18 protein-coding genes are annotated in these 19341 nt (G+C 69.4%); 10 read left to right on the forward strand and 8 right to left on the reverse strand.

Features of this window, described 5'->3' with window-relative positions:
• Positions 1-14 precede the first annotated feature (14 nt).
• Positions 15-1478, forward strand: a complete 1464-nt coding sequence (locus tag ACOQOP_RS05790) for an NAD(P)H-hydrate dehydratase (protein WP_420565375.1) — start codon at positions 15-17, stop codon at positions 1476-1478.
• On the opposite strand, the gene ACOQOP_RS05795 is transcribed toward ACOQOP_RS05790, so the two are convergent.
• The 6 genes from ACOQOP_RS05795 to ACOQOP_RS05820 form a co-directional block, all read right to left on the reverse strand.
• On the reverse strand, positions 1449-1880 hold the full coding sequence (locus tag ACOQOP_RS05795) for a Crp/Fnr family transcriptional regulator (protein WP_420565376.1): 432 nt from the start codon (positions 1878-1880) through the stop codon (positions 1449-1451). The genes ACOQOP_RS05790 and ACOQOP_RS05795 overlap by 30 nt on opposite strands.
• A 111-nt stretch (positions 1881-1991) precedes the next feature.
• Entirely contained in the window at positions 1992-2384 is a 393-nt protein-coding gene (locus ACOQOP_RS05800) for a Crp/Fnr family transcriptional regulator (RefSeq protein WP_420565377.1), read from the reverse strand.
• An 83-nt stretch (positions 2385-2467) separates the two neighbouring features.
• Positions 2468-2980 carry a gluconokinase gene (locus ACOQOP_RS05805; protein WP_420565378.1) on the reverse strand — a complete coding sequence of 171 codons (513 nt, stop codon included), beginning with the start codon at positions 2978-2980 and terminating at the stop codon, positions 2468-2470.
• Positions 2977-4368: an NADP-dependent phosphogluconate dehydrogenase gene (gndA, locus tag ACOQOP_RS05810; RefSeq protein WP_420565379.1), complete on the reverse strand. Its 1392-nt coding sequence runs from the start codon at positions 4366-4368 to the stop codon at positions 2977-2979. The genes ACOQOP_RS05805 and gndA overlap by 4 nt, the downstream gene beginning before the upstream one ends.
• Before the next feature lie 8 nt (positions 4369-4376).
• Positions 4377-5675: an NAD(P)/FAD-dependent oxidoreductase gene (locus tag ACOQOP_RS05815; protein ID WP_420565380.1), complete on the reverse strand. Its 1299-nt coding sequence runs from the start codon at positions 5673-5675 to the stop codon at positions 4377-4379.
• 70 nt (positions 5676-5745) lie between these two features.
• Positions 5746-7815: an EAL domain-containing protein gene (locus ACOQOP_RS05820; RefSeq protein ID WP_420565381.1), complete on the reverse strand. Its 2070-nt coding sequence runs from the start codon at positions 7813-7815 to the stop codon at positions 5746-5748.
• Positions 7816-7973: 158 nt separating this feature from the next.
• On the opposite strand from ACOQOP_RS05820, the gene ACOQOP_RS05825 reads away from it, so the two are divergent.
• Positions 7974-9266 carry a pentapeptide repeat-containing protein gene (locus ACOQOP_RS05825; protein WP_420565382.1) on the forward strand — a complete coding sequence of 431 codons (1293 nt, stop codon included), beginning with the start codon at positions 7974-7976 and terminating at the stop codon, positions 9264-9266.
• A gap of 370 nt (positions 9267-9636) precedes the next feature.
• On the opposite strand, the gene ACOQOP_RS05830 is transcribed toward ACOQOP_RS05825, so the two are convergent.
• The gene (locus tag ACOQOP_RS05830; RefSeq protein WP_420565383.1) at positions 9637-10209 is read right to left on the reverse strand and encodes a tetratricopeptide repeat protein; all 573 of its coding nucleotides are present in this window, start codon (positions 10207-10209) and stop codon (positions 9637-9639) included.
• A 153-nt stretch (positions 10210-10362) separates the two neighbouring features.
• Here ACOQOP_RS05830 and ACOQOP_RS05835 point away from each other — a divergent pair, with 153 nt between their 5' ends.
• Together ACOQOP_RS05835 and ACOQOP_RS05840 are read left to right on the forward strand one after the other, a co-directional pair.
• Positions 10363-10917, forward strand: a complete 555-nt coding sequence (locus ACOQOP_RS05835) for a MarR family winged helix-turn-helix transcriptional regulator (RefSeq protein ID WP_420565384.1) — start codon at positions 10363-10365, stop codon at positions 10915-10917.
• A gap of 120 nt (positions 10918-11037) precedes the next feature.
• Positions 11038-11958: a ketopantoate reductase family protein gene (locus tag ACOQOP_RS05840; RefSeq protein ID WP_420565385.1), complete on the forward strand. Its 921-nt coding sequence runs from the start codon at positions 11038-11040 to the stop codon at positions 11956-11958.
• A 162-nt stretch (positions 11959-12120) separates the two neighbouring features.
• On the opposite strand, the gene ACOQOP_RS05845 is transcribed toward ACOQOP_RS05840, so the two are convergent.
• Entirely contained in the window at positions 12121-12981 is an 861-nt protein-coding gene (locus ACOQOP_RS05845; RefSeq protein ID WP_420565386.1) for a phytanoyl-CoA dioxygenase family protein, read from the reverse strand.
• A gap of 271 nt (positions 12982-13252) precedes the next feature.
• Between ACOQOP_RS05845 and argS the strand changes: the two genes are divergently transcribed.
• The 6 genes from argS to scpB are packed head-to-tail and all read left to right on the forward strand — an operon-like array spanning position 13253 to position 19310.
• On the forward strand, positions 13253-15007 hold the full coding sequence (gene argS, locus ACOQOP_RS05850) for an arginine--tRNA ligase (RefSeq protein WP_420565387.1): 1755 nt from the start codon (positions 13253-13255) through the stop codon (positions 15005-15007).
• Positions 15004-16026, forward strand: coding sequence for an SPOR domain-containing protein (locus ACOQOP_RS05855; protein ID WP_420565388.1), 1023 nt, complete (start codon positions 15004-15006; stop codon positions 16024-16026). Before argS ends, ACOQOP_RS05855 begins: the two co-directional genes overlap by 4 nt.
• 1 nt (position 16027) lies before the next feature.
• Positions 16028-17077 (forward strand): beta-N-acetylhexosaminidase, encoded by a 1050-nt coding sequence (nagZ, locus tag ACOQOP_RS05860; RefSeq protein WP_420565389.1) that lies wholly within the window; start codon positions 16028-16030, stop codon positions 17075-17077.
• Complete coding sequence (locus ACOQOP_RS05865) at positions 17077-17769, forward strand: site-2 protease family protein (RefSeq protein ID WP_420565390.1); 693 nt, start codon at positions 17077-17079, stop codon at positions 17767-17769. Before nagZ ends, ACOQOP_RS05865 begins: the two co-directional genes overlap by 1 nt.
• A gap of 33 nt (positions 17770-17802) precedes the next feature.
• The gene (locus ACOQOP_RS05870) at positions 17803-18606 is read left to right on the forward strand and encodes a segregation and condensation protein A (RefSeq protein ID WP_420565391.1); all 804 of its coding nucleotides are present in this window, start codon (positions 17803-17805) and stop codon (positions 18604-18606) included.
• On the forward strand, positions 18603-19310 hold the full coding sequence (scpB, locus tag ACOQOP_RS05875; RefSeq protein WP_420565392.1) for an SMC-Scp complex subunit ScpB: 708 nt from the start codon (positions 18603-18605) through the stop codon (positions 19308-19310). Before ACOQOP_RS05870 ends, scpB begins: the two co-directional genes overlap by 4 nt.
• Positions 19311-19341 lie beyond the last annotated feature (31 nt).

Below are 19341 nucleotides of genomic sequence, written 5' to 3' on the forward strand. Positions count from 1 at the left end.
CCTACACTGTCGGCATGACATTACCGACAGATACGGGTCCGACGACGCGCGACGCGCTGCTCTCCTGCGAGCAGATGGGCGCCTGCGATCGGTTCACCATTGAAAACGGAACACCCGGCTTCACCCTCATGCTCCGCGCGGGGCAGGGGGCGGCGCGCCATATCCGCCAGGCCTTCCGGCCGGGGCGTGTGCTGGTGGCCTGCGGGCCGGGGAACAATGGCGGCGACGGGTTCGTCATCGCCCGCGACCTGCGCGACCATGGTTGGGACGTCACCGTGGCGCTGCTGGGGGCGATGTCGTCACTGAAAGGCGACGCGGCCAAGGCGGCCGCCCATTGGGACGGACCGGTAGAGGCGCTGTCGGCCGATAGGATCGCAACGGCGGACCTGCTGGTGGATGCCCTGTTCGGCGCCGGCCTCACCCGACCGGTCGACGGCGAGGCGGCGGAGCTGCTGGCCCGGGCCTCCGGCCGGGCGGCGCGCAACCGGCTCAAGGTCGTCGCCATCGACGTGCCGAGCGGCGTGCATGGCGATACCGGGCAAGTGCTCGGCACGGCCTGTCCGGCCGATCTCACCGTGACCTTCCACTGCCGCAAGCCGGGGCACCTGCTGTATCCAGGAGCGGGGATGTGCGGGAGGGTGCGCGTCGTGGATATCGGCCTCGATCCCTCGGCGCCCGAGATGGCCTCGCCCGCCGCGACGGTGATCGCGCCGTCCCTGTGGCGGGACCGGCTGCTTGCGGCCGGGCCTGAGGATCACAAGTACAGCCGCGGCCATGTGCTGGTTCTTGGCGGCACGATGCCCGGTGCCGCCCGGCTCGCGGCCCGCTCCGCCCGGCGCATGGGGGCCGGGCTGGTGACGGTCTGCGCCCCGGAGGAGGCGGTCCCGCTGGTCGCCGGCGACGCGCCCGGTCTGATCGTCCAGGAGAGTCCCTACGACCTCGACGCCTTCGTCTCTGCCCGTAAGGTCGCCGCGATCGTGGTCGGGCCGGGGCTGGGCACGGGAGCAGATGCGAAACGGCTGGTTGAGGCGGCCCTGGCCTGCGCGGTGCCGATCGTGCTGGATGCGGACGTCTTCTCCCTCTTCGCCGGCAAACGTCTGCCCAATGGGGGCCCGGCCGTGCTCACGCCCCATGGCGGCGAGTTCTCACGGCTTTTTCCGAAACTGGATCCACGGGACATGGGACGGCTCGCCGCCGTCAGCCGGGCGGCGGAGCAGTGCGGCCAGACGGTGCTGCTGAAGGGACCGGACAGCACGGTCGCCGATCCGAACGGCCGCTGCGCGATCCTGGACGGGGCGCCGGGGACGCTGGCCACCGGCGGCACGGGCGATGTGCTGTCGGGCGCCGTCGCCGCCCTGCTGGGCCGGGGCCTGCCGCCTTTCGAGGCGGCCTGCGCCGGCGCCTGGTTCCACCGCGAGGCGGCCCGCCGGATGGGTGGCTCTGCGCTGCTAGCCGAGGATCTCGCTGACGCCCTGTGACGGGCCGGGCGTGTGCTCGAGCCGCGGCTGGCCGAAGGCGATGTCGGTCGTCTTGTCGAGCTTGCGGACCATGTGCTTCAGAAGCAGCCGGGCCAGGGTATGGCTGGACTCCAACACGGCCTCCAATTGGTCCGGGGCGACCTCCAAGGCGATCACCGGCGACACTGCCCGCGCACCCCGTGTATGGATCGCACCCTCGATCAGCGCCAGTTCGCCGACCACCTCGCCCGGACCCAGCCGGGCCAGGGACACGGTCCGCGCGCCCGCGGTCTGATACACTTCGACCGTGCCGTCCTCGATGAGGAACAGGCTGGTCGCCGGATCGCCCTGGTCGAAGAGAGGCTCGTTGGGGTCGAAGTAGAACTTCGAGACGGTCAGCCCGTCACCCGATCTGTCTGCCACCGTGGTTGTCCTCAGCTCAGCGCCCCTCGGCCCTACTACGCGCCGGGTGGCCATGGGTTCCATCGCTGAGTATGCGATAGGGGCGGGGCGGTTCCCGCGGCGGCGAGCCGGTCAGGCCGGCCGCTTCGACTGACCGAAAGCGACGTCGTTCGTGCGGTGCAGCTTGCGGGCGACCCGCTTGAGGATCATGCGGATCAGCGTGGGGCTGGCGGCGAGGTTCCGCTCCAGCTGCTTGGGGTCGACCTTCAGGGCGGTGACGTGGGTGACCGCACGGACGCTGCGGGTATGGGGAATGCCTTCGATCACGGCCAGTTCGCCCACCACCTCGCCGCGCCCCAGCCGGGCGATCGTGACGACCCGGTCGCCGGACCGGCGAAACACCTCGACCGTCCCATCCTCGATCAGAAAGATGCCGGTCGGCGGATCTCCCTCTGAGAACAGGACCTCGTTGGGGTCAAAGTCGGCCTTCGATACGGTCAGGCTGTTATCCGGAGTATCTACCACGGCACCTTCCTTCGGATCCGATCTGTCCTGGAGATCCTACGCCGCCGATGCGGGCTCGGATGGAAAATCGGGAACAGCCGCGCTCATTCCGCGGCTTTCAGGGCCTGAAGGATCTGGGCCACGCAGTCCTTCGGGGGACGGGTGACCTCGACATGGATCGCGTCCTCCTCCGGCACCGGCGGCTCCAGGGTCGCGATCTGCGAGGTCAGCAGGCTCGGCGGCATGTAGTGGTCGGTGCGCCTCTCCATCCGGGCGCGGATCAGCCCCTCGTCGCCGGCGAGGCGGACCAGCCGAACGTCCGGCCGGTCGCCGATCAGGATGTCACGGTAGCGGCGCTTCAGGGCCGAGCAGGACACCACCATGCCCTGCCGGGCCGCACGCCAGCGGTCGATATCGGCGGCGATCGCAGCCAGCCACGGCTCGCGGTCGGCATCGTCCAGCGGCGTGCCGGCCCGCATCTTCGCGACATTGGCCGGCGGGTGATAGCTGTCGCCCTCGGCATAGCCCCAGCCGAGCCGCTTGGCCAGGAGCGTGCCGATGGTGGTCTTGCCGACGCCGGACACGCCCATCATGACGACGACGATGGGCGCACTCATGCACCGCTCCAGGTCGCGTGATGGCTGCCGGGGGCGTCGATCCGCTCGAACGTATGGGCGCCGAACCGGTCGCGCAGGCCCTGCAGAAAATCCGCCGGCACCCGCGCCCGCACCATCCCGTCATGCCAGGACAGGGCGGAGGTGAGGGCGGGCACGGCGTATCCGCCCAGGAGAGCGGCCGCAGCCGTGCGGCGCAGGCCGGGCAGGGTCTCGGCAAGCTCGGCCCGCAAAGCCGGAGCAGCCAGCGGGTGGGCTCCCGGCGGGAGGCCGCCGAACGCCTCGGCCAGCCGGTCGAGCAGCGGCGCCCGCAGAATGCAGCCGGCGCGCCAGACCCTTGCCACCGCCACCGGGTCGACCGACCAGCCGTCGCGCGCATCGGCGGCGGCGATCAGGACGAAGCCCTGGAGGAAGGAGAGCAGGGTGGTTGCCCGGACCGCGGATTCCAGATCGTCGGCGGCGATCTCGAGCCTACCGGGCGGAGTGCCGGCCAGCGCCTGCCGTTCGTCCCGGGCGGCGGAGACCGCGCGGGCGAACACGGCCTCGGCGATGGAGGGGGCGGCCACCCCCAGGTCGAGGGCCGCGAGAGAGGCCCAGCGGCCGGTGCCCTTCTGACCGGCGCGGTCCACCACCTTGTCCAGCAGCGGCGCGCCGTCGGCGTCCCGGGTGCGCACGACGTCGGCGGCGATCTCCACCAGATAGCCGCCCGCCGGTCCCTGGTTCCATCGGGCGAAGGTCCCGCCGATCGCGTCCAGGTCCATGGACAGGCCATGGCGCATCAGATCATAGGCTTCGGCGAGCGCCTGCATGACGGCGTATTCGATGCCGTTATGGACCGTCTTCACGAAATGCCCGGCCGCCCCGCCGCCGAGCCGGTCGCAGCAGGGCGTGCCGTCGGTCGCCCGGGCCGCCACGGCCTGAAGCGTCGGCGCCACCCGGTCCCAGGCCGCCGGGTCGCCGCCGGCCATGAGGGCGGGGCCATGGCGCGCGCCCTCCTCGCCGCCGGAGACGCCGAGCCCGATCAGATGGATGCCGCGCTCTGCCAGATCCTTCTGCCGCCGGGTGGTGTCGGCGGCATCGGTGTTGCCGCCGTCGATGATCACGTCGCCGGCCTGCAGATGCGGCCGCAGCCCGTCGATCACGGCATCCACGGCCGCACCGGCGGTGACCATCAGCAGCACCGCGCGCGGGCTCGGGAGCCGGCGGGCGAGGTCGGCGGCGTCGGCGGCCCAGACGGTCGCCTCCGGCAGTTCGGCCCGGGCGCGGGCGGCGAGGTCAGCGTCACGTTCCCACGCCACCAGGGGTACGCCGTGGTCTGCGAGGTTCAGGGCCAGGTTCCGGCCCATGGTGCCCAGGCCGATGATGCCGAGCGGTGCGGTCGTGTCGGTCATGACGGTCCCTATCCCAGGCTCTCGCGCCAGGCGTCGCGGGCCTGGTATCCCCAATAAACCATCTGGGCGTACCAGGCGCCGATCGGCCCGCCGACCGGGGTGAGGCCGAAGGGCTTGAACAACTCCCAACGGTCGTCGCCCTCGGCGATCGCGGAGGCGACCAGTTCGCCGCCCATGGTGGTCGTGGCCATGCCGTGGCCGCCATAGCCCTGGCTGTACCACACGCCCGGCCGCAGACGGCCGATCTGCGGCATCTTGTGGGCGGCGTAGCCCATGGTGCCGGGCCAGGCGACCTCCGCCTTCAGGTCGCTGAGCTGCGGATACACCTTCTTCAGGTCGGCCATCATGATGTCGGCCAGATGGGAGGGATTGGTCCAGCGGCTGATCCGGCCGCCCCACAGGATCCGGGTGTCGGGCAGGGGGCGGTAGTAGTCGCTGGCGAAGCGGGTGTCGCCGACGCCGTTCGGCAGTCCCATGACCCCCGTCAGCCGCTCGCCCACCGGCTCGGTCAGGACGACATAGGTTCCGATCGGCAGGGTCGCCGCCGACAGGCGCGGTACCAGCCCTTCGATATAGCCGGAGCAGCACACCACGACCTGCTCGGCCCGGATCGTGCCCGTTGCGGTATGGACCAGCTTGGGATCGCGGCCGAGCTCGATCAGGGTGGCCGGCGTGTTCTCGTAGATCTTCGCCCCGGCATTGGCCGCCATCCGGGCGTTGCCGCGGGTGAAGTTCAGGGAGTGGAAGGTGAATCCCTTGGGCCGCCACATGCCCTCGTAGTAGCGCGGGCTGCGCCAGATCGAGCGGACCTTCTCGCGGTCCCAGACCTCGATATCGGCGCCGACCAGCTCGTTCATCCAGTCGGCCTCGCGCTTCACCCCGTCAGGGTCGTCGAACCAGGAGCAGGTGATGCGCCCGTCGACGATGGGTGCCACGCCGCCGGCGATGGCGTCGGCACGCTTGCGCACCAGGGCCACTCCCATCTCGCTCAGCCGGTAGAGCCGAAGGGCATGTTCCTTGCCGACCCGCGAGATCAAGGCGCTCAGCCCCCGGGAGAAGCCGGCGCCGACGAAGCCGCCATTGCGTCCCGATGCCCCCCAGCCGATCCGCCGAGCCTCCACCAGGGCGACCGACTTGCCGCGTTCGGCGAGGCCGAGCGCGGTCGACACGCCGGCCATGCCGCCGCCGACGACACAGACCTCCACATCCAGGTCGCCGTCCAGCGGCGCGAAGGGCGGTCCGTCGTCCCGGGTGCGGCTGTAATAGCTGTCGATATAGCCGTCGAGGCCGGCGCCGTTGGGTTCCATGTTCACTCCCTGCGATGCGGCGCGCAGTCTAGCGGGGAGTGGCCTCGCGATGCACGTTTCTGAAACGGTGTCAGGCCCGGCGGATGGCGAGGTCGGTCGGGCCGGTCTCCAGAGCCTGGGCGGCGGCCGGATCCAGGGGCGTGCCGAAGAGCGGTCCGCTCGCCACCGTGCAGCCGCAGCCCTGCAGGAATGCAAGCTCCTCCGCGGTCTGCACGCCGTCGGCGCCGACCGTGCGGCCGAGGGCCCGGGCGAAGGCGATCGTCGCCGCCACCGTCTCGTCGAGCGGTCCGAGGGTTCGGATGGCGAGCACGACATGACCGAACGGCTGCCGGGCCAGGGCGAGCATCGGATTGCCGCCTGCGCCGAATCCGGTCAGGGAGAGCCGCACCCCCAGCCCGGCGAGGGCGGTCAGCACATCCGTGGCCGCTTCGGGATCGGCGGCGATGGCGGCTTCGTCGATCGACAGGTCCAGGCGGTCCGCCGGCAGCCGGCTGCGCTCCAGCAGATCGGCGACGATGTCGATCAGGTCCGGCTGCATCAGCAGATCGGGGGCCAGCGGGACGGTGACCAGGGGCGGCTGCTTCCAGCCGGCCGCCACATGGCAGGCATCGCGGATCAGCCGCTCGCAGAGATCGATCGACAGGCTCTCGGTGGCGGCGGACAGGGCCGGATCCTTCGCCCGCTCCGAGAGGGGCGCACCGATCAGCGGCCGGTCCAGGCTGTCGAACAGGCAGGCCTGGAAGCCGGCCAGCCGATGGTCCGACAGGGCGCGCAGCGGGCGCAGCCGCAGGTAAAGCCGGTCGTGCTCCAGATCCCGTCGCAGGGACCTGGCGGCCTCGCGGCGGGCCTCGAAGTAGCTGTCGATGTCCTGATTGCCGCGGGCCACCGGTGCGACGGGGGCCCGGGACTGGACCCGCAGCCCATGTTCGGCGGCGTGCAGCAGCGTGTCGGCGTCGGCCCCGGTATCGGGGTAGACGGCCAGGCCGGCCCGGCATCGCGGTACCACGGTGGCGCCGGCGGCGCTGAGGGAGCGCCCGCCCCGGGCGACCAGCCGTGCCGCTTCACCCTCGAAGCTGGCGGCATCCTCGGGGTTGGGCACCACCAGGGCGAAGGTGGTGTCGTCGAACTTCGACAGAACGCAGGTCTCCGGCACCAGCCCGCCCAGGCGGATGGCGAGGCGCCTGACCACGGTGTCGCGCACGACCGGTCCCAACTCGTCGCCGATATCCGACAGATTGGCGATGCTGAGAAGCACCAGACCCACGCGGCGGCCGTCACGCTTGGCCGAGCGGATCTGCGCGCTGAGGATCTGCTGCAGGGCGCCGCGGTTGGGCAGGCCGGTCATCTCGTCCAGCAGCGACAGCCGCTCCAGCCGCTCCTCGGCCGCTGTGGCGTGGGTCACGTCGATCCCGACGCTCAGCACCCGCCGTACCTGACCCTTGGCGTCGTGCATCGCCGCCCGGGTCGTCATGAAGGTCCGCGTGCGACCGTCGGCGTCGATCAGCTTTTCCGGCCCGAGCTGGGAAACGGCGGCACCGGTGGCGATTCGGAGGTCGGCGATGTCGATCGGACGGCCGGTATCGGCACCGAGCAGGTCGATGGCGGATTTCCCGACGGCGTCGGCCGGGTCGATGCCGAACACGTCGCCCTGGTAGGCATTGATGAACTCGTAGGTGCCGTCCAGGGTCTTGGCGCTGACCATCGCCGGCAGGCCGCTCAGGATGGCGTCGAGCAGCGCGCGGGAGTCCCGCGCCGCCCGGTCGGCCTGCAGCCGTTCGGTCGCATCGAGCAGGGCGAAGACGCAGATGACGTCATCGCCCAGCCGGTGGGCGCTCGCCTGAATATCCACGGGGAAGGCCGAGGCGTCCCGGCGCAGGGCACGCCGCCGGGTGCCGCCGAGGGTGATCTCGGGTTCGTCCGTGTCGCCGGCGATCTTGAAGGTGATCCCGGGAAGGATGATGCCGAGGGGCTTGTCCAGCAGCTCGACCTCGGAGAGGCCGAGGGTGTCGCGGGTATGCCGCGTGGTCATCACGATGCGGCCTGACCGGTCGGTCGCGATGATGAGGACAGGGAAGGAGCCGATCACCCGCTCAAGCGTGTGAATCGTATCGTAGAGCGACGCGAGCGTGAGCCCTGTCATCCGACGTCCAACCAGGTGAAAAGATTCCGTGCCTGCATTCAGAATCCCATTTCACTTTAAGAATTGCAATTGATTTTGAGAAATCAGTTCTAGATACTGAATGGGAAGGGTGATTTGCCCTGTGGGGAGCTTTCTGCAGAACGCATGGAGCCGTCCAGATGGATGCCGCCAGACAAAGCCGAGACCTCGAACGCCTGTCCCAGGAGGACCTGGACGGGCTGATCAAGCGCCATGTCCGGTTCCGCAATGGGCGGCTGGGGGGCGCGCGGGCGGTGCTTTCCTTCTTCGACCTCTCCTGGCTCGACTTCCACGGCGCCGACCTGACCGATGCCGACTTCACCGGCGCCTGCCTGTCGCGGGCGTCCCTGGTCGGCGCGACGCTGGACTATGCCTCGCTCTTCGCCGTCGACCTGCGCGGCGCCAGCATGGACGGCGCCAGCCTGATCAAGACCGACATGCGCGGCGTGTGCCTGCGCGGCGCCCGGCTGGTGGGGGCGACCCTGATCGATGCCGACCTGCGCGAGAGCCATCTGGCGGAGACCGGCGAGCGGGACCGCGACCTGCACTGGATCGATATCGATCCCTCAGTCTCCGAACTGCACCAGGCCGATCTGGCCGGGGCCGATCTGACCCGGGCGAAGATCTCCGGCGCGATCTGCGTCAACGCCAACCTGTCCGATGCGATCCTGCGCGACGCCAAGCTGGTTCGCTGCAACTTGCGGGGCGCCAATCTGAGCGGCGCCAACATGGACGGCGCGGATCTGAGCTGGGCCAGCCTGGAAAAGGCGGTGCTGCGCGACGCGGTCTTCACCCGGATCACCACCAACATGACGGAACTGGGCGGTGCCGACCTGACCGGGGCGCTGACCGACCGGCCCGCCGGCCGTACCGAGGAGGATCTGGACACGCCGCTGGACGTGCTGCTCGACCGGCACGAGACCTGGGTCGCCTCGTCCAGTGTGGAGGGCGCGCAGCTCGACGTGTCCGGCATGGACCTGCGGGCGATGGACAAGCTCGCCAGTGCGGACCTGACCGCGCTGATCGCCGAGCGGAGCGTATGCACGGGCATGGACCTCACCGGCGTGCGGATGGCGGCGGGCCGTCTCGCCGGCGCCGATCTGCGGTTCACCGCCCTGGAGGGGGCCGATCTGCGCGGTGCCGATCTGACCGACGCGCGGCTGCAGAATGCCCGGCTGACCGGCGCCAACCTGCGATCCCTGGTCACTGATGCCGGGCACAGCGTCGCCAGCCGTCTCGCCGGTGCCGATCTGCGATACGCCGACCTGCGGGGCGTGGACCTGCGCGGCGCCGACCTGCGCAAGGCCGATCTGTCGAACGCCGTCCTGCAGGGGACGGACCTGCGTGGCGCCGATCTCAGCGACGCGATCATGAGCGATCCCACCCGTGCCGGCGCCCGTGTGGACGAGACCACCCGGCCGCCCTTCCGGTAGCCGGCCCGCGTGACCTCCCTACCCGAGATCCTGCCTCAGACCCGCTTCGGCGGGTCTTTTTTTGACCCCGGTGATCGGTTGGATTTTATCGTTAAAAGTCGAGAAAGTTCGGTGGTTTAGCCGATGAAACGCGGCAGAAGGATTTGATGGAGCGGCACCGTTTGCGTTGGTACCGTTTCTCCACGTCGAGTTTAGGGAAAAGAAACCTCCCGAGCGGGCGATCCGGCAAACACGGTTCTCGGTCGGATGTGACAGAAACTGAATCGGGGAAGCGCCCAACAGGCTGCCCCGCGCGACGGCCAGTCGCCTCATCCCAACCGCCCAGCGCTGGCCGTCGCTTTCCTTTTTCCGAGCAGCCCGAAAAGCTGGATCAGCGCCACAGCGAGCCGGTTGACGGCTTGGCGGGCAGGGAGGTGCCGATCACCGCCGGGTCCGACTGCGTGACCGCCGGTGCCTGGCCGAGTGTGACAGGGGCCAGGGCAGGCGGGTCGGCCTGCTCGACCGGTGTGCCCAACTGCGCCAGAACATGAATCCAGCCCTCCCGGGCGGCGAGGTCGGACGGATCGGTCCGCAGCACCATCTCGTAGAGGGGCAGGGCCTCGTCCAGCCGGCCGAGATCCACCAGAACGTCAGCAAGCCCCGTCGCCGCATCCCTGTTTTCAGGATCAATGTCCAGGGCGGCGGTCAGCAGCGTGGCGGCCTGCTCCGCAGCCCCCAGCCGGGCGGCCAGCAGGCCCCAGCCGGTCAGCGGCGCGCTCTCCCAGGGAAAGGCTTCCTGCGCCCGCTGGTACAGAGCCACCGCCATGCGGTGGTCGCCGCGCAGCTCGGCCGCCTGGGCCAGGGCCAGCATGCCCTGCGGGTCGGTCTCGTCGGCGCACGCAGCGCTGGACGTCGCCATCGCGGCGATCAGCAGCATGCCGGCCAGGAGGATCGAACGTCCCATCTCAGTCCCGCCCCCGAGTCCGCAGTGCGGACGCGATTCGAATTCAGAAAATCGAAGGTAAATATACCAAATCGCTTTTCATTCTGTAATGTATTTGTGAAACTGTTAATAATTCCTTACCCGCTGAGGACGGTGAGCCGGTAGGAGGCAGGAATGCGCGATGCGACAGTCCGCGCGCTCAAGGCGTCGGGCACGGCGACGGATGGTGGGGGCGACGGGCAGGACGGGGGGCCGAACCGGGAGCCGGAGGCGGCGGACGTTGCCGCTCTGTATGCCGATCTGACCGGCCTGCTGGAACGGCTGCACCGGCGTCACCTCGACGTTGTCCGGCTGGCCCTGGAGGGCATGGGCGTCACTGAGATCAACCCGAGTCAGGGTCTGTTGCTTCTGTCCATCGGCGACGGCGAGGTGCCGGTGCGTGACCTGATCCAGCGCGGCTACTACCAGGCCAGCTCGGCCACCTACAACATCAAGAAGCTGGTGGATTACGGCTATCTGGAGCAGATCCGATCCGAGCATGATCGGCGTTCGGCCCGCCTGCGTCTGGGCCCGCCGGGCAAACATGTCGCCGATCGGCTGCGCGCTCTCGACCAGCGCCTGGCGCGGATCGCGGTGGAAGAGGAAGGGCTCGGCGCGCCGCTGCAGGGCGCCCTGCGCACTCTGAAGAAGCTGGACCGGGTCTGGGCCGACTTCCTCAGTTTCGGGTGACGACGGCCGTTCGGCTGAGCCTTCGCTCAAAGAATTTGCCTCTCACGGTAGACGACGGGCTTACTTTCCTCCGTAATCCGCGCTGTTGTTGCACTTTAGGTGATGGCGGGGAGAGAGCGCATGCGGATCGTGGTCATGGGAGCCGGGGGTGTCGGCGGGTATTTCGGCGCCTATCTGGCCCAGGCCGGCCATGACGTGGCCTTCATCGCCCGTGGAGCGCATCTGGAGGCCATGCGGCGCAACGGGCTGCGCCTGGAGGGCTCCCGCGGCGACATCGTCCTGCCGGACGTGACCGCGACCGAAGATCCGGCGACCCTGGGGGGAACCGCCGACGTCGTGCTGTTCGCGGTCAAGCTCTACGACACCGAGACCGCCGGCGTGACCCTGCTCCCGATCGTCGGACCGGACACCATGGTGGTCACCCTGCAGAACGGTGTGGACGGTCCCGACCGCCTTGCCAAGGTTCTGGGCGCGCGCACCGTGCTCGGCGGTGCCGCCTATGTGTCGGCCCTGATCGCCGAGCCCGGGGTGGTGCGCTACACCTCGGACATGTCGAAGATCGTGTTCGGCGAACTCGACGGTATGGTCACCCAACGCGCCCGGGCCTTGGCCGATGCCTGCATCGCCGCCGGGTTCGGCGCCGAGGTGTCGGGCGACATCCGCGCGACCCTGTGGGAGAAATTCGTGCTGCTGGCGACCAATTCGGCGCTGACAACGGTGCTGCGCAAGCCGGCCGGCGAGATCTATCACGATGCCGAACTGGCCGGCATCGCTCGGGAGATGATGGAGGAGGTGGCGGCTCTGGCGGCGGCGGAGGGCATCGCGATCGATCCTCAGACGGTGGAACGGTCCGTCGCCCTGACCCGCAGCTTTCCACCGGGCATGTACGCGTCCATGTATCACGACCTGGCCCGCGGCCGCCGGATCGAGGCGGAAAGCCTGTCCGGCCTGGTCTCCCGCCTCGGCCGCGCCCGTGGGATCCCGGTTCCGCTCCACACCATGGCCTGGGCGGCGATGAAGCCGTGGGTGAACGGCGGGTGAGGGCGGCGAATATCTCCAGTTTACTTTTATAGCTCAGATCACTCCCCGGCCTTGTGCCGGGGCCCACGTTAGAGATGCTCCGAACCTCGATGAGCTCGTGCGATCCCTGGCGTGGGCCCCGGCACAAGGCCGGGGAGTGGAGTTTTGTAAGGGGGAAGAGCGTTACGCCATCTTCCGCCGCCCGCTTTCCTTGGCTCCGTCGTACAGGATCCCCTCGCGCCGCCGGAATGCTTTGCGGCAACGCTCGATGTCCTCCGGCGCGAAGCCGCCCTTGGGGCGGTCGGCCAGCTCGAAATTGCCGAACCGGTCTTCGCCCCGGGCCAGGACCGCGATCGTCTTCGCCCCCGAGGTCTGGCGCATGCTCGGCTTGATGTAGCGCACGGCGAGACCGATCCGCCGGTCGTCCGACCGGTTCGGGTGGGAGGCGTGGAAAATCCGGCCGTGATGCAGCGACATCCGGCCCGTCGGCAGGACGACATTGACTGCATCCTCGTCCTTCACCTCGACGGCGGCCTCCTGGCCGCGGGTCAGCAGGTTCTCCGGATCGAAGGTGTCCCTGTGCGGGACGAGATCCTGCAGGTGGCTGCCCGGCACGAACCGCATGCAGCCACTCTCCACCGTGGCGGGGGACAGCGCGACCCAGGCGGTGATCTGGTCGGTGTCGTCCAGGCCCCAGTAGGTCAGGTCCTGGTGCCAGGACACGAAGCTCTTGGTGTGCGGCTCCTTGGTGAAGAAGGAGCAGCCCCAGACCAGCAGGTCCTCGCCCATGATCTCCGACACCGGGCCGGTCAGGGCCGGGTCGCGGACGATGTCGTAGAATTCCGGCATGATCAGATGGGGCAGGCCGGTGACCATGGACTTCACCTCCGCGTCCGGAGCGGCGGCCTCGGCCGCCTCCAGGGTGTGGCGCAGGGACGTGGCCACTTCCTCGGTCAGGGCGCGGATCGGGTAGACATAGCCGTCGCGCCGGAAGGCGTCGGCGAGGGACGAGCCAATGCGAACGGAATGCGAAAGGACGGTCATGTTTCCTCCTGTCGGCCCCCCTCGTTTTTGAGTGCCTTGCCCGGATCTGCGCCCGGTGGCCGGCAGGGGGTGCGTCGGGATTATTGTTACACCACAGGTAGCGGCTGATAAGCCCGATCTTGCCAGGGGCGCCGGTTGTCGCGCTGCGAAATCCGTTGCGTTCCGTCCGCCGCATCGGCACTACACCTGCACGGATTCCGTTCGCGGGGCTTGAATTCCCGGCCGCCGCTATGACCTCTCACTGATACCTCGACCCAGGCAAGCTAATAGAATGAACATATTCAATTGGATGAAAGACGAGATTAAAGCTGTCTTGGAGAGTATGGCGGCCGCTGAGGGCTGGCCGGAGGGACTGCCGTTTGACCGCATCACCGCCGAGCCCCCACGCGACGCCTCCCATGGCGATATCGCGACCAATGCCGCGATGGTGCTGGCCAAGCCGGTCGGCACCAAGCCGCGCGCCATCGCCGATCCGCTGGCAGAGGCGCTGAACAAGCTGGAGGCGGTGGACAGCGTCGAGGTCGCCGGGCCGGGCTTCATCAATATCCGGCTGTCCCCCACCGTCTGGCTGGCGCAGGTCGGCAAGATCCTCGAGCTTGGCGAGGCCTTCGGCGCCTCCTCCATGGGCGCGGGCCGCAAGGTCAATGTGGAATACGTCTCCGCCAACCCGACTGGCCCGCTGCACGCGGCCCATGCGCGCGGTGCCGTGTTCGGCGACGCGCTGGCCGCCCTGTTGGAGAAGGCCGGGTTCGAGGTGGCGCGCGAGTACTACATTAACGACGCCGGCGCCCAGGTCGACACGCTGGCCCGTTCCACCTACCTGCGCTACCGCGAGGCGCTGGGCGAGACGGTGACGATTCCGGACGGCCACTATCCTGGCGAATACCTGAAGGACGTGGGCAAGGCGATCGCCGAGCAGGATGGCGACAAGTGGCTCTCCCAGCCGGAAGAGGCCTGGCTGGAACCGATGCGGAGCTTCGCCATCAAGCTGATGATGGCCGATATCGAGAAGGATTTGATCGCGCTCGGCATTCGCATGGACCGCTTCTCCTCGGAGCGCGCCCTGGTGGAGGATAAGGCGGTCGACCGGGTCCTGGCCAAACTGGAGGCTGACGGGCTGGTCTATACCGGCGTGCTGGAGCCGCCGAAGGGCAAGACGCCCGAGGACTGGGAGCCTCGGCCGCAGCTCCTGTTCAAGGCCACCGAGTTCGGCGATGACGTGGACCGGCCGCTGCGGAAGTCGGACGGATCCTGGACCTATTTCTCCAACGACATCGCCTATCACCTGGACAAGGTGGAGCGCGGCTTCCCCGAGATGATCGATGTCTGGGGCGCCGATCACGGCGGCTATGTGAAGCGGATGAAGGCTGCAGTCACCGCGATCACTGGCGGCAAGGGCGACCTGGACGTCAAGCTGTGCCAGCTCGTCCACCTGTTCGACGGCGGCAAGCCAGTGCGCATGTCCAAGCGCGCGGGCACCTTCGTCACCCTGTCCGACGTGCTCGAGGCGGTGGGGCCCGACGTGCTGCGCTTCATCATGCTGACCCGGCGCAACGACCAGACGCTGGAGTTCGACTACCAGAAGGTCAGCGAGCAGAGCCGGGACAATCCGGTGTTCTATGTCCAATACGCCCACGCCCGGGCCTGTTCGGTGATTCGCAACGCCGGCGAGACATTTTCCGTCGACGACCTCTCGGACGCCGCACTTTCCAAGGCTTCCATGGGTTCCTTGACCGACCCGGACGAGATTGGTCTCATCAAGCTGCTCGCGGGCTGGCCGCGCGTCGTGGAAGGCGCGGCGGAGGCGCACGAGCCGCATCGCGTCGCGTTCTATCTCGGTGACGTGGCGGCCGCGTTCCACGGCCTGTGGAACAAGGGCAGGGAAGATGCCCGGCTGCGCTTCATCCTGGAAGACGACCGCGAGACGACCCTGGCCCGGATGGCCCTGGTGCGGGCGACGGCCACGGTGGTCGCGTCCGGTCTCGGGGTGATGGGCGTCACGCCGGTGGAGGAGCTTAGGGAATGAGCCAGGATGGCGACGGCCTTCACGCCGACGGTTACGACCGCCCCGGTCCCCCGCCGGAACTGCGCGATCCGCCGCGGCGCTCGCGGGCGGTCGGCGCGTTCCTGGCGACCTTCGCACTGGCGGCCTTCGCCGGGGTCGTCTGGTACGCCTACGACCGAGGCTTGCATGCCGGCAGCGAGGCGACGGCACCGCTGATCCAGGCCGACCCGTCGCCGATCAAGGTCCGACCGGAACAGCCGGGCGGGCTCGACGTGCCGAACCAGGACAAGCTGGTCTATGGCGCGCTGCGTCCGGGTCAGGGCGAGGATTCCTCGGTCGAGCGCCTGCTGCCGCCGCCGGAGAAGCCGGTCGAGCCGCCGGCACCGCCACCCGCACCGGCCGCGACCGAGAGCCAGCCGGCCCAGGACAGCGGCGCGTCCGCGAACAGCACCGCCTCGGCCACCGTGCCGATCCCGGCGCGCACCCCCCAGGCCGCCCCGACGACGGCCCAGGAGGGTACGGGCCAGACTCCAGCCCCGGTGACCAGCCAGACCGTGCCCGCGCCGGAGCCGGCCCCGCAGCAGCAGGCCCAGGCCGAGACGTCACCTCCGCCTCCGGTTCAGCCCCAGGCAAGCGACATCCCGCCGGCCCGGGCCCCCGAACCGCCGGCGACCGAGACGCAGACGGCCGCGGCCGTTCCTCCTCCGGCCCCGGCACCCGAGCCGAAGCCGGAGCCGAAACCCGAACCGGCCGTCCAGCCGGCCCCGGCGCCCAAGCCGTCGGCCACCGAGGGGCGGTTCCGCGTGCAGCTCGGCGCCTTCCGCGACGAGGCGGCGGCGCGCGGCGAATGGAACCGGCTGACCAAGCGGTATCCGTCCGTGCTGGGTGGGCTGAGCCTGAGGATCCAGCAGGTCGATCTTGGCGCCGGGAAGGGTGTGTTCCACCGGATCCAGGGCGGCATGCTGACCGAAGACGCCGCCGAGAGGGCTTGCGCGACCCTGAAGGCCCAGAATCAGGCCTGCCTCCTGGTCCGTCCGTAGAATGACGCGGGCGATCGTTTTCGGCTGTGCCGGCACGGCGCTGAGCGACGAGGAGCGCGCATTCTTCCGCGAGGTCGATCCCTACGGCTTCATCCTCTTCGCCCGCAACATCGAGGACCGGGACCAGGTCCGCGCCCTGGTCGACGATCTGCGCGGCTGCGTGAGCCATGCCTTCGCGCCGGTGCTGATCGACCAGGAGGGCGGCCGGGTCCGCCGGATGCGTCCACCCCAGTGGCGCGACTATCTCGCCCCCGGCGAGTTCACCGGGGCCTACGCCACCCGGCCGGAGCAGGCGTTGGAGGCCTTCGCCCTGTCGGCGGAGCTGATGGCGGCCGACCTGTTTGAGATCGGCATCGACGTGGACTGCGTGCCGATGCTGGACGTGCGCCAGCCCGGCTCCGACAAACAGGTGATCGGCGACCGCGCGCTCGGCGACGACCCTCAGACCGTGATCCGCCTTGGCGAGGCCATGGTCGCCGGGATCGAGCGGGCCGGGGTGGTCGGGGTGATCAAGCACATGCCGGGACACGGCCGTTCCGTGGTCGACAGCCACCTTGACCTGCCGCTGATCGAAGCCTCCGCCGACGAACTCAGGGCGGTCGACTACGTGCCGTTCCGGCATTTCTCCAAGCGGGTGCCCTACGGCATGACCGGTCATCTGCTCTACACCGCCCTGGATGCCGACCGGCCGTCGACCCTGTCGCCGGCGGTGGTGAAGGGCGTGATCCGCGATGAGATCGGATTCGACGGGCTGCTGTTCACCGACGACATCTCCATGGGCGCGCTGTCCGAGACCCGTGGCGGCGGGCCGATCGGCGAGCGCTCGCGCCGCTCGATCGAGGCCGGTTGCGACGTGCTCCTGCACTGCAACGGCGATATGGACGAGATGCGGGCCGTGGCCGACGCGGTCGGCGTGCTGGATGGTGACGGCGCCCGGCGGGCGGCCAAGGCCGATGCCCACCGCGCGGCGGTGTCAAAGGGGCCCCGTTCCCTCGATGCCGAGGCCGCCGTCCAGCGTCTGGACGCCCTGCTGAAGGACCTGCGGGCATGATGTCCGGTCTCGATATCAACGCCTTCCTGCTGAGCGCCTCGATCTGGGCGATACCGGTGCTGCTGGCGATCACCCTGCACGAGGCGGCCCATGGCTGGGCGGCGGCCAAGCTGGGCGATCCGACCGCCCGCCTGATGGGCCGGGTGACACTCAATCCGTTCGCCCATGTGGACCTGGTCGGCACCGTCCTGATTCCCCTGGCGCTGTTGCTTATGAGCGCGCCGTTCCTGTTCGGCTATGCCAAGCCGGTGCCGGTGAATTTCTCGCGCCTGCGCAACCCGCGCCGCGACATGGCGCTGGTGGCCCTGGCCGGGCCGGCCTCCAACATCCTCTTGGCGATCCTCGGCGCGCTGGCCTTCCATCTGGTACCGGTGCTGCCGGACGTCGCGACCCAGTGGTCGGCGGAGATGCTGCAGCGGCTGGTGCTGCTGAACCTGATCCTGGCGGTGTTCAACATGCTGCCGATCCCGCCGCTCGACGGCGGCCGCATCCTGGTGTCGATCCTGCCGGACTGGGCCGCCTGGAAGGTGGCGCGGCTCGAGCGGGCCGGTCTGTTCATCGTCATCGGCGTGCTGTTCCTGGTGCCGTATCTTGCCGGTGAACTGGGGTATAGTTTCGACCTGACCGGCTTGCTGATCTGGGCGCCGGTTGATTTCCTGATGTCGGTCATCGCGACATTGACCGGCCACTGAGGTCGGATCCGCAGGAGGGGACGCGTCCCATTGGTGACGAACGAACCGTTCGAGAGCGCGCAGCCTGAGTATCGCCGGCCGGAGCCGGTGCAGCTCTCGCTGTTCCTCAACCTGGACGGCTTCGAAGGCCCGATCGACGTGTTGCTGACCCTGGCCCGCGAGCAGAAGGTCGACCTGCACCAGATCTCGATCCTGGCGCTCGCCGAGCAGTACCTGCAGTTCGTGCAGCAGGCCCAGACCCTGAACCTGGAACTCGCCGCCGACTATCTGGTGATGGCCGCCTGGCTCGCGTATCTGAAGTCCCGGCTGCTGTTGCCGCCGGACGAGAGCGACGAGGAGGAGATGGACCCGGCCGCGCTCGCCGAGGCCCTCCGGTTCCAGCTCCAGCGCCTGGAGGCGATGCAGGATGCAGGGCGCCGGCTGATGGGGCGGGCCCAGCTCGGCGTTGACGTCTTCGCCCGGGGGGCGCCGGAGAACACCGCCGCCCGGTTCCGTTCGGTCTACGACGTGACGCTCTACGACCTGCTGCGCGGCTATGGCGACCAGCACGCCCGCAAGCAGCACCAGACCCTGCGGATCGCGGCGACCGACCTCTATGCGGTCGAGGACGCGGTGGAGCGGCTGGCCGCCTTTGTCGGTCGGGTGCCGAAATGGCGCATGCTCTTCACCTTCCTGCCCGACGGGCTGCGCGGGTCCCTGCTGATCCGCTCGGCCCTGGCCTCGCATCTGGTGGCGGGGCTGCAGCTGGCGAAGGACGGGGCGGCGGAACTGCGCCAGGACGAAACATTCGGACCGATCTGGCTGCGTTCCGGATCGCGGGAGGATAGCGCCGGATGAGCAAGGCCGTGGACACCGACGACGAGGCGGAACTGCCCGACCTGCTGGTCGATCCGGCGGAGCGGAACCGCTGGCTGCGCTTCGTGGAGGCGCTGCTGTTCGCCAGCGCCGACCCGATCGACGAGAGCGAACTGCGCCGCCGGGTGCCGGAGGAGATCAATGTCCGCCAGCTCCTGGCCGACCTCGCCGAGCACTACGCCGAGCGCGGCGTCGTTCTGACCAAGTCGGGCACCCGCTGGGCCTTCCGCACGGCCGTCGATCTCGGCCCGATGCTGCGCCATGAGCGGGCGCAGCGGCGCAAGCTGTCGCGCGCGGCGATCGAGACCCTGGCGATCATCGCCTATCACCAGCCGACGACGCGGGCCGAGATCGAGGAGATCCGCGGCGTGGCCCTGTCCAAGGGCACCATCGACACCCTGCTGGAGGCCGGCTGGATCGCCCCGCGCGGCCGGCGCGAGACGCCAGGGCGCCCGCTGCAATGGGGCACCACAAACGCCTTCCTGGACCATTTCGGCCTCGACTCCGTGAAGGAACTGCCTGGCATCGAGGAACTGCGGGCGGCCGGCCTGCTCGACCGGCGCACGGGGGCGACCAGCATCGCCATGCAGCAAGAGGATCTGGAGGACGACGAGGAGGAGGACGAGGACATCCAGCTCGACTTCCTGCCCGACACCAACGACCCGGACGAGGGCGACAAGCCCTGACTCGGCTGCGCGCCCCTGCTCCCCGTGGCTT

It is taken from the genome of Thalassobaculum sp. (assembly GCF_965223715.1).
GTDB lineage: Bacteria > Pseudomonadota > Alphaproteobacteria > Thalassobaculales > Thalassobaculaceae > Thalassobaculum.